At 65.7% G+C, this 13,232-nt stretch carries 9 protein-coding genes; 2 read left to right on the plus strand and 7 right to left on the minus strand.

Features of this window, described 5'->3' with window-relative positions:
• Positions 1-40: 40 nt before the first annotated feature.
• The gene (locus PXJ20_RS28845; protein ID WP_026121590.1) at positions 41-721 is read right to left on the minus strand and encodes a TetR/AcrR family transcriptional regulator; all 681 of its coding nucleotides are present in this window, start codon (positions 719-721) and stop codon (positions 41-43) included.
• Positions 722-930: 209 nt separating this feature from the next.
• Positions 931-2,199, minus strand: coding sequence for an NAD(P)/FAD-dependent oxidoreductase (locus PXJ20_RS28850; RefSeq protein WP_421032112.1), 1,269 nt, complete (start codon positions 2,197-2,199; stop codon positions 931-933).
• Positions 2,200-2,570: 371 nt separating this feature from the next.
• On the opposite strand from PXJ20_RS28850, the gene PXJ20_RS28855 reads away from it, so the two are divergent.
• Positions 2,571-5,723, plus strand: a complete 3,153-nt coding sequence (locus PXJ20_RS28855) for a transglycosylase domain-containing protein (protein WP_421032113.1) — start codon at positions 2,571-2,573, stop codon at positions 5,721-5,723.
• Between the two features lie 98 nt (positions 5,724-5,821).
• On the opposite strand, the gene PXJ20_RS28860 is transcribed toward PXJ20_RS28855, so the two are convergent.
• The 5 genes from PXJ20_RS28860 to PXJ20_RS28880 all read right to left on the minus strand — a co-directional run bounded on the left by PXJ20_RS28860 (position 5,822) and on the right by PXJ20_RS28880 (position 11,169).
• Positions 5,822-7,087 (minus strand): ROK family transcriptional regulator, encoded by a 1,266-nt coding sequence (locus PXJ20_RS28860; protein WP_421032114.1) that lies wholly within the window; start codon positions 7,085-7,087, stop codon positions 5,822-5,824.
• Positions 7,088-7,147: 60 nt separating this feature from the next.
• Complete coding sequence (locus tag PXJ20_RS28865; protein ID WP_017775451.1) at positions 7,148-7,945, minus strand: ATP-binding cassette domain-containing protein; 798 nt, start codon at positions 7,943-7,945, stop codon at positions 7,148-7,150.
• A 67-nt stretch (positions 7,946-8,012) separates the two neighbouring features.
• On the minus strand, positions 8,013-9,005 hold the full coding sequence (locus PXJ20_RS28870; RefSeq protein ID WP_017775452.1) for an ABC transporter permease: 993 nt from the start codon (positions 9,003-9,005) through the stop codon (positions 8,013-8,015).
• Positions 9,006-9,067: 62 nt separating this feature from the next.
• Entirely contained in the window at positions 9,068-10,078 is a 1,011-nt protein-coding gene (locus PXJ20_RS28875; RefSeq protein ID WP_277598386.1) for a sugar ABC transporter substrate-binding protein, read from the minus strand.
• 350 nt (positions 10,079-10,428) lie between these two features.
• On the minus strand, positions 10,429-11,169 hold the full coding sequence (locus tag PXJ20_RS28880) for a GntR family transcriptional regulator (protein WP_126878786.1): 741 nt from the start codon (positions 11,167-11,169) through the stop codon (positions 10,429-10,431).
• Positions 11,170-11,715: 546 nt separating this feature from the next.
• Here PXJ20_RS28880 and PXJ20_RS28885 point away from each other — a divergent pair.
• Positions 11,716-13,188: an NCS1 family nucleobase:cation symporter-1 gene (locus PXJ20_RS28885; protein WP_199542457.1), complete on the plus strand. Its 1,473-nt coding sequence runs from the start codon at positions 11,716-11,718 to the stop codon at positions 13,186-13,188.
• Positions 13,189-13,232: the final 44 nt, after the last annotated feature.

A 13,232-nucleotide genomic window follows, 5' to 3' on the forward strand; every position in this document is an offset into this window, starting at 1 on the left:
TAAAGAGCCGGGGCCCGAACGGGCCCCTGTTTGTTTGCGGTCAGGCTTCCTTGCGCACGAACCGCAGTACGGCGTCGGCGATCATCTCGCGATGCCGCGCCCGCAGCCGCGGATGCGACGGATCGCGCCCGAATGCGCTGCCGAACGTATAGCGGTTCGACACGCGGTGAAAGCAGAACGAGCTGATCAGCAGGTGCAGGTCGATGGCGTCGATGTCGGGGCGGAACTGGCCCGCCGCCACGCCGCGCGCGAGCAGGTCTTCGATCGTGCGGATCACGCTCGCGTTGCGGCTCTTGAACGACTTCAGCTGCTCGATGTATTTCGCGCCGTGAATGTTTTCGATGGAAACGAGCCGCACGAAGTCGCGGTGCCGGTCGTGATAGTCGAAGGTGAATTCCACGAGCTTGCGCAGCCCTTCGGTGGGGTCCAGCTCGCTGATGGGCAGGTCCTGTTCGAGCGTGCGGATGTCGCCGTACACCTTTTCCAGCACGGCCTCGTACAACCCTTCCTTGCTGCCGAAGTAGTAGTAGAGCATGCGCTTGGTGGTGTTCGTGCGCTCCGCGATGGCATCGACGCGCGCGCCGGAGAGGCCCATGGACGAGAACTCCTGGGTGGCCACCTCGAGGATGTTGCGCTTCGTCTGTTCAGGATCGTACTTGCGGCGGGCTTCGGACGGCATGCCGTCGGTTTCGGGGGCGGCGACCCTGCTTGCCTTTTTCATTGTGCGTTTCACGGGCATTGACGGGGCATTCTAGCATGGCGAAAAAGGCCGTCCGGCAAGGATTTGCGCGGTGATGGACCGGTGTTTCGGGCCTTGCTGACGGCTTGCGGATGGGGTGAGCCGATGCGTTGAGCCGATGGTTTTGGCGATAAACCCCAAGGCGGCGCGCACGGCACCGCAGGCGACCCAAAGAACGTCTAACCGAGCCCTCAACGCCCGCGGTCCGCGAACGCGTCGCGTGCCTGCATCGCCGTGTAGGTGAGCTGCGCGGCGGCGAGCCCGACGAGCCCGTACGCCCGCGTGAGCCCGAACGCGGCGAACGCTTCGGGTACGGCACGTTCGCCCGTGATGGCCGCGGCCAGCAGTTCGCCGGATACCGTCGTGGGCGCCATGCCGTGTCCGCCGAAGCCGACCGCGTACCAGACGCCGTCATCGCTCTGCCCGATTTGCGGCATCTTGTGACGCGCGTAGCTCATGAGCCCGCCCCAGGCGTAATCGATACGCACGTCGTGCAGTTGCGGATAGACCTTGAGCAGGTCGCGCCTGAGCAGCCGCGCGATCGCCTCGGGCTCGCGCTCCCGCACCGAAATGCGGCCGCCCCACAGGATGCGCGTGTCGCGCAGCGGCCGGTAGTAGTCGAACGCGAAGCGCGTGTCGTAGACGGCGCTCTCGCAGGCAATGGCGTCGGCAAGCCGCGCGCCGAGCGGTTCGGTCGCCATCACGTAGGTCGCGATAGGCAGCACCGCGCGCTCAACGCGCTGGTAGACGCGCCGCGCGTAGCCGCCGCCCGCCATCACCACGTGCCGTGCCTCGATTTCGCCTTCCGTGGTCTGCACCACATAACCGCTGCCTTCGCGGCGCAAGGCGCGCACCGGTGACTGCTCGTAGATCTGCGCACCGCCCGCGGCAGCGGCTTGCGCCACGCCGAGCACGTATTTCAGCGGATGAAAGTGGAACGCATTGCGTTCGAAGAGACCGCCGTGATAACGCGTGGTCTTGAGACGCGCGGCGAGTTCGGCTGCGCTGAGCGGCTCCCAGTCCACGCCGAACGATGTCTTCATCAACTGACGCTGCACATCGAGCCGCGCCGGGTCGTCGAACCAGTTCGCGAGGATCACGCCGGCGTCGGTTGCGTCGCAGTCGATCGCATAACGGCGGATGCGCTTGCGCATCAGGTCCACGGCCGACGTCGTGAGCGCGTAAAGCTCGCGCGCGCGGGGCGCGCCGAGAATGCGCAGCAACTCCGCGCAATCCAGGCTGTAGCCGCCGAACACGAACCCGCCGTTGCGTCCGGAGGCGCCGAAGCCCACCTGTTTTGCCTCCAGCACGACGATGTCGCGCACGCCGCGCTCGACGAGCCCCAGCGCCGTGGAGAGTCCCGCCAGCCCGCCGCCGACGATGCAGACCGCCGCGCTGTGCCGTCCGGCGAGCGCAGGCCGCACGGGGCGGGTGGCAGTGGTTTCGTAATAGCTTTGCATGGCGAAGACAGGAAGGCGTAGGGGCGCGGTGGAGAGGGTGTCGGCGAGTACCAACGGATGCCGGCGGACACCCGCCGGCGCAGGTATTGCGATTGCTCGATCATGCACGAATGCACCAGGCTCGCACTTCATGCGTGACAGTCGGCAATCAACCGGCAGTATCGTGCAGCGCCGCACATTGCGCATAGGAACGGACATGAAATCCGGTGCCGCGCACGAGTGTGTTGTGGTCGCGCGACTGCTGTGAAGCGGTGTTTGTCCGTATTTCCCGAAGTCTGAAAGGGCGAGCTAGACTGTTAAAAAGTTGGGTTTGAAATGTGCAGTCTGGAAGTGCAGTGCAGCGATCTGGCCAACGCCAGGGAGAAGCCGCCATGAATCGGCCGCTGGTTCGATTTCCCGTTCGCGTCGCGAGCGCGGTATCCATCTGGAGATGGATCAAGTGGGGGCTTGTCGCCGCGATTCTCGTCGCCGCGGTCATTGCCGGTCGCATCATCCAGATCGAGATCGAAACCTCGCGGCTGCAGGCGCACTATCTTTCCGAGCTGACCCGCGACGTGGGCTTCACGGTGGGCTCCGGTCCGAGCGACAGCATCCGTTTTCCTTCACACGGTCCCTACGACGAACGCCTCGGCTACGCGCGCATTCCTGCGTTCGAAGCGCGGCTCAAGGCGCACGGTTTTGCCATCGTGGCGCAGGCGCGCGATTCCGAACGCATGGCCGACCTCGCGGACCGCGGGCTCTTCCTGCCCTATCAGGAGAAAGACGACGCCGGCCTCGTGCTGCGCGATTCGAGCGGCGAGTCGCTGTTTTCGGCGCGCTACCCGATGCGCGTCTACGAGCGCTTCGACGACGTGCCGCCGCTCGTCGCCAACTCGCTGCTCTTCATCGAAGACCGCTACCTGCTGGCTGCGGACCAGCCGAACCGCAATCCTGCCATCGACTGGGGGCGCTTCAGCCGTGCCCTCTTCGACCAGGGCGCGCGCTTTTTCAACCGGCGCCAGCCGACGCCCGGCGGCAGCACGCTCGCCACGCAGATCGAGAAGTTCCGGCACTCGCCCGAGGGCCGCACCGCGACGCCGCCCGAAAAGCTGCGGCAGATCGCGTCGGCTTCGGTGCGCGCCTATCTGGACGGTCCGCAGACCATGCCGGCGCGCCGGCAGATCGTGGTCCATTACCTCAACTCGGTGCCGCTGGCGGCGAAGGCCGGTGTGGGCGAGATCAACGGCATCGGCGATGGCCTTGCGGCCTGGTACGGCCGCGACTTCGACGACGTGAACCGCATTCTGCGCGCACCGCAATCGGGCGCGACGCTCGACGAGCAGGCCCTCGCGTTTCGTCAGGTGCTGTCGCTCCTGATCGCGCAGCGCTCGCCGTCGCGCTTCCTCCTGCACGGCAACGCGGATCTGGAACGGCTCACGGACAGCTATCTGCGCCTGCTCGCGGGCGGCGGCGTGATTACGCCCGCGCTGCGCGACGCGGCGCTCGCGGCGCATCTGCAATTGAGCACGGCGCGGCCCGCGCATACCGTGCAGTCGTTCGTTGCGCGCAAGGCCGTGAACGCGGTGCGCACGTACTTGATGACCACGCTTGGTGTGAGCAACGTCTACGATCTCGACCGGCTCGACCTGACCGCCACCTCCACGCTCGACAACGCCGTTCAGCGCGCCGTTAGCGATCGCCTCGCGCAGGCCGCCACGCGCGACGGCGCGAACGCCGCGGGCCTCGTGGGCTTCGAGATGCTGACGCCGCGCGACGACCCGTCGAAGATCGCCTACAGCTTCACGCTGTTCGAAAAGCGCGGCGACTCCAACGTGGTGCGCGTGCAGACCGACAGCGTGAACCAGCCGTTCGACATCAACCAGGGCGCGCGCCTGAACCTCGGTTCCACGGCGAAGTTGCGCACGGTCGTGACGTACCTGCAGATCGTGAGCGATTTGCACGCGCGCTACGGCGCGATGACGCCCGCGCAACTGAAGCAGGTGAAGCCCGATCCGTCCGACGCACTGACACGCTGGGCCGTGGACTACCTCCAGCACACGCCGGACCATTCGCTGCGCGCCATGCTGGACACTGCGGTGGAGCGCAAATACTCGGCGAACCCCGGCGAAACCTTCTACACGGGCGGCGGCGCGCAGAGCTTCAACAACTTCGAGTCCAGCGACAACAGCCGCATCCTCACGGTCCACAAGGCGTTTCAGCACTCGGTGAACCTGGTGTTCGTGCGGCTCATGCGCGACATCGTCCACTACGAGATGATCCAGACCTCGGGGCCGCCGTCGCAATGGCTCGACGACCCTGCCGTGCGCCGCTCGTACCTCACGCGCTTTGCCGATCAGGAAAGCCGCGTGTACCTGAAGCGCTTCTATCAGAAGTACCACGGCAAGTCCGCCAGCGACGCGCTCGCCACGCTGCTGCATGACGTGCGCAAGTCGCCGCCGAAGGTGGCCACCGTGCTGCGCAGCGTGGCGCCCGACCAGCCGCAGGTCTGGTTCAACGCGCAGATGCGGGCCGCCCTGAAGGGCACGCCGGGCCAGTGGCTCACCGACGACGACCTCGCGAACCTCTACACGAAGTACGGCGTGGACCGCTTCAACCTGAACGACCGGGGCTACATCGCGCGCGTGCATCCACTCGAACTGTGGACCGTGGACTACCTGCGCACGCATCCGGACGCAACGCTTGCGCAGACCCAGGATGCCAGCGCCCAGGTGCGCGCCTACACGTACTCGTGGCTCTTCAAGACGCGCTATCACGGCACGCAGGACCGGCGCATCCGCCGCATGGTGGAAGAACGCGCCTACGAGGCGATCGGCAAGTCGTGGCAGGCGCTCGGCTATCCGTTCGCGTCGATCACGCCTTCGTATGGCACGGCGATCGGCGCATCGGGCGACCGGCCCGCCGCGCTCGCGCAACTCATCGGGCTCATTTCGAACGGCGGCAACAAGCTGCCGACGCACAGCATCGAGTCGCTCGAATTCGCGCAGGGCACGCCCTACGAAACGCGCTTCGCGAGAACGGCGACGCCGCCGCAACCGTTGATCTCGCCGGAAATTTCAGCGGTCGTGCATGGCCTGCTCGGCGACGTGGTGCAGGGCGGCACGGCGCGCCGGCTGGCCGAGGGCATGACGTTCCCCGACGGCCGCACGCTCCCGGTGTACGGCAAGACCGGCACGGGCGACCAGCGCTTCAACGTCTATGCGCGCGGGGCACGGCTCATCGAGTCGCGCAAGGTGAACCGTTCGGCAACCTTCGTGTTCGCGATTGGCGACCGCTTTTACGGCACGCTCACCGCCTGGGTGCACGAGCCGTATGCCAGCCACTACTCGTTCACGAGCGCGTTGGCGGTGCAGTTGCTGAAGTCGCTGGCGCCGGCGTTGCAGCCGCTCGTGGATGCGCCGGCGAAGGCGGCGGGGAGTACGCAGGTGGCGAATGCAGCGGCACAGACTCAGCCTCAGCCCATGTCAGGCGGTGTAGCGACGCTGCAACGTGTGGCGGCGCCGTCTAACGTGGTCGAGCGGTGGTGAGCGTGGGGCCTGTTGTATCGCATGGGTCAAAGCTGGACTCGACTCGAAGAAGCCAGGGGCGAGTGCGTGGCACCGAGCCGCGCCTCGCGCCGCCGCCGTCAGTAGTCCGGCTGCGTAGCGGGCTTGAGAAACAGCTCGTGCGTGGGCGCGAAATGCGCGTAGAGCGGCAGAATCGCGCCGCCCATGGCACGCGCGTCTGCGCCGATGGTGCCTTCCAGCAGTTGCGGACGCACCATGCCTTCCCATTCGAAACGGTCCAGCACGCGCTCTGTGCGGCGGATGATCTCGCGCAGCAGTTGCCGGTCGAGTTCGCCGTCTATCACCACGGCTTCCAGATCGAGCAGCGCCGCCGCGTTTGTGAGCGTCGCGGCGATGGCGGGGCAGGCGGTGTCGAGCCATTGTTCCGTCAGGCGCCACAACTCCGCGGATAACGCGCGGTGGTCGTGCGCGGCCGTGGGCGGCGCGCCTGCCGCAGCGAACAGACGTTCCAGTACGAAGCCCGAGGCGGCATGCAGCAATTGCCGGGCAGGATCGGCCGTTGCGTCCTGTGGGCCCGTTGCGCTGCCGGCCAGCGGAATCGAGCCCACCGCGCCCGCGTTGCCGTGCGGACCGCCGTGCAGGCGCCCGTCGATCACGAGCCCGCCGCCGATAAACGTGCCGACGAACAGATACAGGAAGTGATTGATGCCGCGCCCCTGGCCCATCACGAGTTCCGCGGCGCAGGCGGCCGTGGTGTCTTTTGCGAACTCGACGGGCAGGCCCGTCATGGTTTCGATGCGCGTGCGAATGTCGATATCGTTCCATGCCGCGAGCGCTTCGGGCGGCGCGCCGAGAAAGTCGCGCCAGCCGCCCAGCCACAGCGGCGCCGCCACGCCCACGCCCACAATCTTCTTCGCGTGCGCGCCCAGTTGCGCGTTCACGCGCGCGAGCTTGGCTTCGAGCGCCGGAAACAGCATGTGCGGATCCGGGTATTCGTACTCCAGCACGTCGCGTGTGCGCACGTTGCCCATGAAGTCCATGGCGAGCACGTCGAGGCTGCGCCGCCCCACCTTGATGCCGATGGTGAACGCGCCGTCGGGTGCAAGCGCGATAGGCACCGACGGCTGACCGATACGGCCGCGCACGCGCGGCTGCCGTGCAAGCAGGCCGTCGTCGATCAGCCGGTCGACGATCATCGAGACCGTCTGCATGGAAAGCCGCGTGAGCCGGCCCACGTCCGCCTTCGCGAGCGGCCCGCGCAGCCGGATGGCCTGCAGCACGATGCGCTCGTTGAACTGCCGCATGCCGACCTGATTCGAGCCGACAGGTTGCCTGCCGGGCTGCATGACCGATTGCTTGAGCGGGGTACGGTGGCCGTTTTCCATTGCGGGGGAGCGGGCTGGGCGTGCGGGAAATGAGAGCGAAGGGGCTGGCGCGCAAGACGTTCAGGCAATTGCCTTCACGTCGGCTTCTTTCGCGCCCGTCATGATGGCCACTGCTTCGGACATATGAATGTCCTTCGTTTTCACGAGCGCCGCGCGCCGCCCCAGCCGCTGGATGTGGATGCGGTCGGCCACTTCGAACACGTGCGGCATGTTGTGGCTGATGAGGATCACGGGCAGGCCGCGATCGCGCACGCGCCGGATCAGCTCGAGCACCATGTTGCCTTCCTTCACGCCGAGTGCCGCGGTGGGCTCGTCGAGAATCACGACGTGGCGCGCGAAGGCCGCGCTGCGCGCCACGGCCACGCCCTGGCGCTGGCCGCCCGAGAGCGTTTCCACGGCCTGCTTCATCGAACGGATGCCGATCTGCAGGCCCTTCATGTGCGCCGTGGCTTCTTCGAGCATGCGCCGCTTGTCGATCATCTTGAGCAGCTTGCCGCGCCAGCCCGGCTTCACGAGTTCGCGCGCGAGAAACAGGTTCTCGGCGATGGTCATGGCCGGCGCCACCGCGAGGTCCTGATAGACGGTTTCGATGCCGTGGTCGCGCGCATCGAGCGGGCTGCGGAATTTCACGGCGCTGCCGTCCAGCAGGATCTCGCCTTCGTCGGGCACCGTGGCGCCCGAAAGCGCCTTGATGAGCGACGACTTGCCCGCGCCGTTGTCGCCGATCACGGCGAGAATTTCGCCGGGCATCACTTCGAAATCGCAGCCGTCCAGCGCCGTGACCTGGCCGTAGCGCTTCACGAGGCCACGCGCCGCGAGCACGGGCGTGGCGGCCGAAGAGGAGGGGAATGTCGACATCGCTTGCTCCTTGCTTGCGAGACGTAGGCTGAGGCTGAGACCGAGGCTGGACTCGTACCGTCGCGCGTCAGGCGCGGCGATGCGAGAGCTTGTCCGCGGCCACGGCGAGAATCACGAGAATGCCGGTGATCAGCACCTGGTACACCGACGACACGCCGATCAGCGTGAGCCCGTTGCGGAACACGCCCACGATCAGCGCACCCAGCAGCGTGCCGACAATCGTGCCGCGTCCGCCGAAAAGGCTCGTGCCGCCCAGCACCACGGCGGTGATGCTGTCGAGGTTTTCCGTCTGCCCGGCCTGCGGATCGCCCACGCCTGTGCGTGCCACCGAAAGCAGCGCCGCGATGCCGTAGATGGCGCCCGCGAGGCCGTAGACGGTGAGCAGGATGCGTTGCGACGAGAGTCCCATGAGTCGCGCTGCTTCGGCGTTGTTGCCGAGCGCGTAGAGATGCCGGCCCGGCACGGTGTCGCGCAACACGAACCACGTGAAGAGGTACATGAAGAGCGTGAGCACCGTGCCGTACGTCACCTGCGCGTGCCCCAGGCCGAACGTGTTGCCGAAGAACATGATCGCGTTGGGCAGGTTCGACACGCTCTCCGCGTTCGAGTAGATCTGCGTGAGCGCGAACGCGATGTTCAGCGTGCCGAGCGTCACGATGAACGGCGGCAGCTTGATACGCGTGATGAGCACGCCGTTCAAGAGCCCGAACAGCGTGGTGGCCGCGATGCCGCAGGCGATGGCGAGCACCGGCGGCAGGCCGAGTATCACGGCGAAGCGCGTCATCACGATGGAGCCGAACGCCATCACCATGCCGCAGGAAAGATCGATGCCGCCCGTCAGTACGATGAGCGTCTGACCGATCGCGATCACGGCGACCACCATCGTCTGCTGGAGAATCAGCGAAAGATTCTCGAACGAGAGGAAGCGGTTGCTCTGCGAGATGAAGAACGCGCACGCGAGCACGAGCGCGAGGAACGGCCCGACGTCGGCGATGGACGGCAGGTGGTCTGCGAAGTGATGCTGGCGCGGGCTCGGCGCCGGCGCGGTTGGAGTCGGCATGATGCACTCCTCTCAGGCAATGACAGCGGGAAGAACGGAAAGCGACACGGCGCCGGCGCTGCTTACTTGTTGCCCCAGCAGTTCTCCAGCCCGAACTTCGAGTCCTTGCTGTCGACGCCGGACATCGGCTTGTCGGTGATGAGCGTGACGCCCGTGTCGTGATAGCCGCTCGGCTTCTTGCCCGTCTTCGCGTACTCCACGCCCGCGTTCACGCCGAGTTCGGCCATCTTGAGCGGATACTGCTGCGAGGTCGCCGCAATGGCGCCGGCCTGCACGTTGCGCACGCCGTCACAGCCTCCGTCGATCGAGACGATCATCACGCTCTTGTCTTTGCCCGCGGCCTTCAGCGCGCGCCAGGCGCCCGCCGCGGCCGGTTCGTTGATCGTGTAGACGACGTTGATGTCCGGCGACTTCTGCAGGCAGTTCTCCATCGCCGTCTGGCCCTTCGCCTGGTCGCCGCGCGTGTCCTGGCTGCAAACGATGGACGCGTCGCCTTCCTTGATGCCGAAGCCCTTCAGAAAGCCGTTGTGGCGCAGCACGCCCACTGAGATGCCGGGCGCAAGGTCGAGCGTCGCGATCTTCGCGGGCTTGCCGGCCATCGCCGCCTTCGCGTATTCGCCGATCAGCACGCCGGCCTTGAAGTTGTCGGTGGCGAAGAGGGCGTCGGTGGCGTCCTGCGGCTCGGTCGGCGTATCGAGCGCGATCACGATGGCTCCTGCCGCGCGCGCCTTCTTGATGCTCGGCACGATGGCCTTGGTGTCGCTCGGCGTGATCAGAATCGCTTTCGCGCCGGCCGTGAGCATGTTCTCGATGGCGGTGACCTGGCTTGCGTTGTCGCCGTCGAACTTGCCCGCCGCCGTGAGCAGCTTCGCGCCGTTCTTCTGCGCGGCGGCCTCGGCGCCCTGACGCATCTTCACGAAGAACGGATTGGTGTCCGTTTTCGTGATGAGGCCCACCACGACCTGATCGGCGGCTTGCGCGGACGCGGCGCACCAGATGGCGGAAACGGCGACGCTCAAGGCGGCACACCGGGCGAAGACTCGCCGGCTGACGGGATGCAGATGAAGTCTCATGGAACGCTCCTCCGGTTTCTTGATTGACGGCTGTGGGGTGGCCGGCTGCGTGGCTCGGCTCTGTGGGAGTAAATCAATTGGTTTGATTTAGTACAGCAGCCCCATGCGGCGTCGTCAAGGAACGCTAAACGATGCAAGGCGTCAGGGATCGTTAGAACGAAGGGCGAGAAGCCTTGCGACACAAGGCCTCCGAAATGTCGTGCGTTGCAGCAGGACGAATGCCGGGATTGGGGTAAATCAGGAGGGCTTTGACAGTGCGTGGCCCGCTTTGGAACGGGCGTGCGGGCGAATTGGCGTGCCGTGTTTGTTGTCGGCTTTGGTTGGCTTTGGTTGGCTATCGTTGGCTTTCCTCAGCTTTTATCGGCGGCGGCCGACGCGTCGCGCGACTGTGTCTGCATCGGTCCGAACACGTCGCGCAGATCGACGTTGCCGTGCGAGGGCCGGTCCAGCATCTTCACCTCGACGCTGCGCAGATGGCGCGACATGAGGTCGGCGGCTTCGGCGGCGTGGCCGGCTTCGAGGGCGGCGACGATGGCGGCGTGGTCGTCGAACGAGCACGGGCTGCGGCCCAGCGATTCGTAGAGCGCCGAGATCAGGGTGGACCGCGCGACGAGGCCATTGAGGCAGTCGCAAAGCACTTCGTTGCCCGTGAGCGTCGCAAGCTCGGTATGGAATTGGCCCGAGAGGCGAATCCATTGTGCGAAGTCGCGGCTCTCGAACGCTTTGCGCTCCTGGCCGATCAGGCTCTTGATCGTCTTGAGATGCCGCGGCATGCCGCGTTCGCCCGCCACGCGTTCGATCACGGCCTGCTCGATGATGCGTCGCATCTCGAACACTTCATGCACCTCCTTCAGCGACGGACTCGCCACATAGGCACCGCGGTTCGGCTCCAGATCGACGAGCCGTTCGCTCGCCAGCTGGGCGAGGGCGAGGCGGATGGGCCCGCGCTTCACGCCGAAGATGTCGCACAGTTGCGCTTCGGTGAGCTTGGTGCCTGGCGCCAGGCGGTGTTCGAGAATGGCGGTGCGGATGTGAGCGGCAATCGCATCGGGTTTCAGATTGCCGGTTCCGTTGGTATTCGTTTCTGTCATGGCGGGCAGGGTTCGGATCGCGCTCCATCGTAGCGCGAATACAAAGACTGTCAACAATGTGGGATGCGCGGCAAGCGCATTTTCGCGAGCAGGATTGTTATCAATATCTGGTGCGGGCTATGCCGCGTAGCGGTGCAAATGCACCGGAATAGCGCGGCGTTCAGCACTTGTTTACCTTTTGACCCTGCCTTGAGGCGTCGAAATGATTCGACCTGCCAGGAAATTTGTTGACAATCTTTTTGGCCGCTTTACGATGGGCCTCCAGCAACTCGGGTAATACGCGTCGGCCGCCGCGTGTGCCCCGCAGTCCATGCTTGCAGTCGTCGTTTGCAGATTGGCAGTGAATGCAGTCGCAGCGCCGCTCCACCTATTTTTCCAACCGGCAGCACCGAAGTACCCCCGCGCTTTCTTCGCCGAAGGCGCGGCGCTGCATCGTCCGTTCGCAGCGCCGCGCAGGGTGGCGGGAGAGTCCATTTCGATCCGGCGCGATCGAGGCCGACCCTCTACGCAGGCCTCGCAGCGCGCTCCCTTCGACTGGAGGCCGTCATGGCTGATCTCATCAATTCCGCCGCCATTCCGGGGCGGCCTGCGGATGCGCAGGACGACATCGCGGCGCACGCCGGCTACAGCGAGCGCCTGTGCAACGACGACCTCGCGCCGCTCAAGGACCAGCATTGGGGCGCCTACAACATCTTCGCGTTCTGGATGTCCGACGTGCACAGCGTGGGCGGCTACGTGTTCGCAGGCAGCCTCTTCGCGTTGGGACTGGCAAGCTGGCAGGTACTCGTTTCGCTGATCGTGGGCATTGCGATCGTGAACGTGTTCTGCAACCTCATCGCCAAGTCGAGCCAGAAGCATGGCGTGCCGTATCCCGTGATCTGCCGCGCCACGTTCGGCGTGCTCGGCGCGAACGTGCCCGCGGTGATTCGCGGGCTCATTGCCGTGGCGTGGTACGGCATCCAGACCTACCTCGCGTCGAGCGCGTTCGTGGTGGTCGTGCTGAAGTTCGCGCCTTCGCTCATGCCGTACGCGGACGTGCATCAGCACGGCTGGCTGGGTCTCTCGTACCTGGGCTGGGCCGGCTTCATGGTGCTGTGGCTCTTGCAGGCGCTCGTGTTCTGGAACGGCATGGAGACCATCAAGAAGTTCATCGACTTCGCGGGGCCAGCCGTCTACGTCGTGATGTTCGTGCTTGCCATCTACATGGTGGCGCGCGCGGGCGTCTCGAACATCGGGCTCAACCTGGGCCAGGTGAAATACAGCGGCTGGGACGGGCTGCCCGTCATGATCACCGCGATCTCGCTGGTGGTCTCGTATTTCTCGGGGCCCATGCTCAACTTCGGCGACTTCTCGCGCTACTGCAAGAGCTTCGGCAGCGTGAAGCGCGGCAACTTCTGGGGGTTGCCGGTCAACTTCCTGGCGTTCTCGGTGATCACGGTCATCACGACGTCGGCCACGCTGCCTGTGTTCGGCCAACTTATTACGGATCCCGTAGAAACGGTGAGCCGCATCGATCAGCCGTTCGCGGTGGTGCTCGGCGCGCTGACCTTCATGGTGGCCACCATCGGTATCAACATCGTTGCGAACTTCGTTTCGCCCGCGTTCGATTTTTCCAACGTTGCGCCCAGCCGCATCAGCTGGCGCGCGGGTGGCATGCTGGCGGCCGTGGCGTCCGTGTTCATCACGCCGTGGAACCTGTTCAACAATCCCGAAGTGATCCACTACACGCTCGACGTGCTGGGCGGTTTCATCGGGCCGCTGTATGGCCTGCTGCTGGTGGACTACTTCCTCGTGAAGCGCCAGCAGGTCGTGACGGACGAGCTTTACTCGATGTCCCCGCAAGGCGCGTACTGGTACAGCAACGGCGTGAACTGGCGCGCGGTGGGCGCGTTGCTGCCGGCCGCGGCGATTGCGGTGGCGTGCGCGTTCGTGCCTTCGCTGAAGGCGTTCGCGAACTTCTCGTGGTTTATCGGCGTGGCGCTGGGTGGGGTGTTCTACTGGGTGCTGGCGCGCCGTTGATGTTTGCGCGCGGCCGCGCGATTGCTCTCGTGGCCCGCGCGCAT

The organism is Paraburkholderia sp. A1RI_3L, assembly GCF_048957895.1.
GTDB classification, from domain to species: Bacteria; Pseudomonadota; Gammaproteobacteria; order Burkholderiales; family Burkholderiaceae; genus Paraburkholderia; species Paraburkholderia kururiensis.

Bases quoted from the DNA above. Each gene is read 5' to 3' on its own strand.
- PXJ20_RS28880 (WP_126878786.1), bottom strand. From the start codon at position 11,169: ATGACAGAAACGAATACCAACGGAACCGGCAATCTGAAACCCGATGCG.
- PXJ20_RS28865 (WP_017775451.1), bottom strand. From the start codon at position 7,945: ATGTCGACATTCCCCTCCTCTTCGGCCGCCACGCCCGTGCTCGCGGCG.
- PXJ20_RS28870 (WP_017775452.1), bottom strand. From the start codon at position 9,005: ATGCCGACTCCAACCGCGCCGGCGCCGAGCCCGCGCCAGCATCACTTC.
- PXJ20_RS28875 (WP_277598386.1), bottom strand. From the start codon at position 10,078: ATGAGACTTCATCTGCATCCCGTCAGCCGGCGAGTCTTCGCCCGGTGT.
- PXJ20_RS28850 (WP_421032112.1), bottom strand. From the start codon at position 2,199: ATGCAAAGCTATTACGAAACCACTGCCACCCGCCCCGTGCGGCCTGCG.
- PXJ20_RS28845 (WP_026121590.1), bottom strand. From the start codon at position 721: ATGAAAAAGGCAAGCAGGGTCGCCGCCCCCGAAACCGACGGCATGCCG.
- PXJ20_RS28855 (WP_421032113.1), top strand. From the start codon at position 2,571: ATGAATCGGCCGCTGGTTCGATTTCCCGTTCGCGTCGCGAGCGCGGTA.
- PXJ20_RS28860 (WP_421032114.1), bottom strand. From the start codon at position 7,087: ATGGAAAACGGCCACCGTACCCCGCTCAAGCAATCGGTCATGCAGCCC.
- PXJ20_RS28885 (WP_199542457.1), top strand. From the start codon at position 11,716: ATGGCTGATCTCATCAATTCCGCCGCCATTCCGGGGCGGCCTGCGGAT.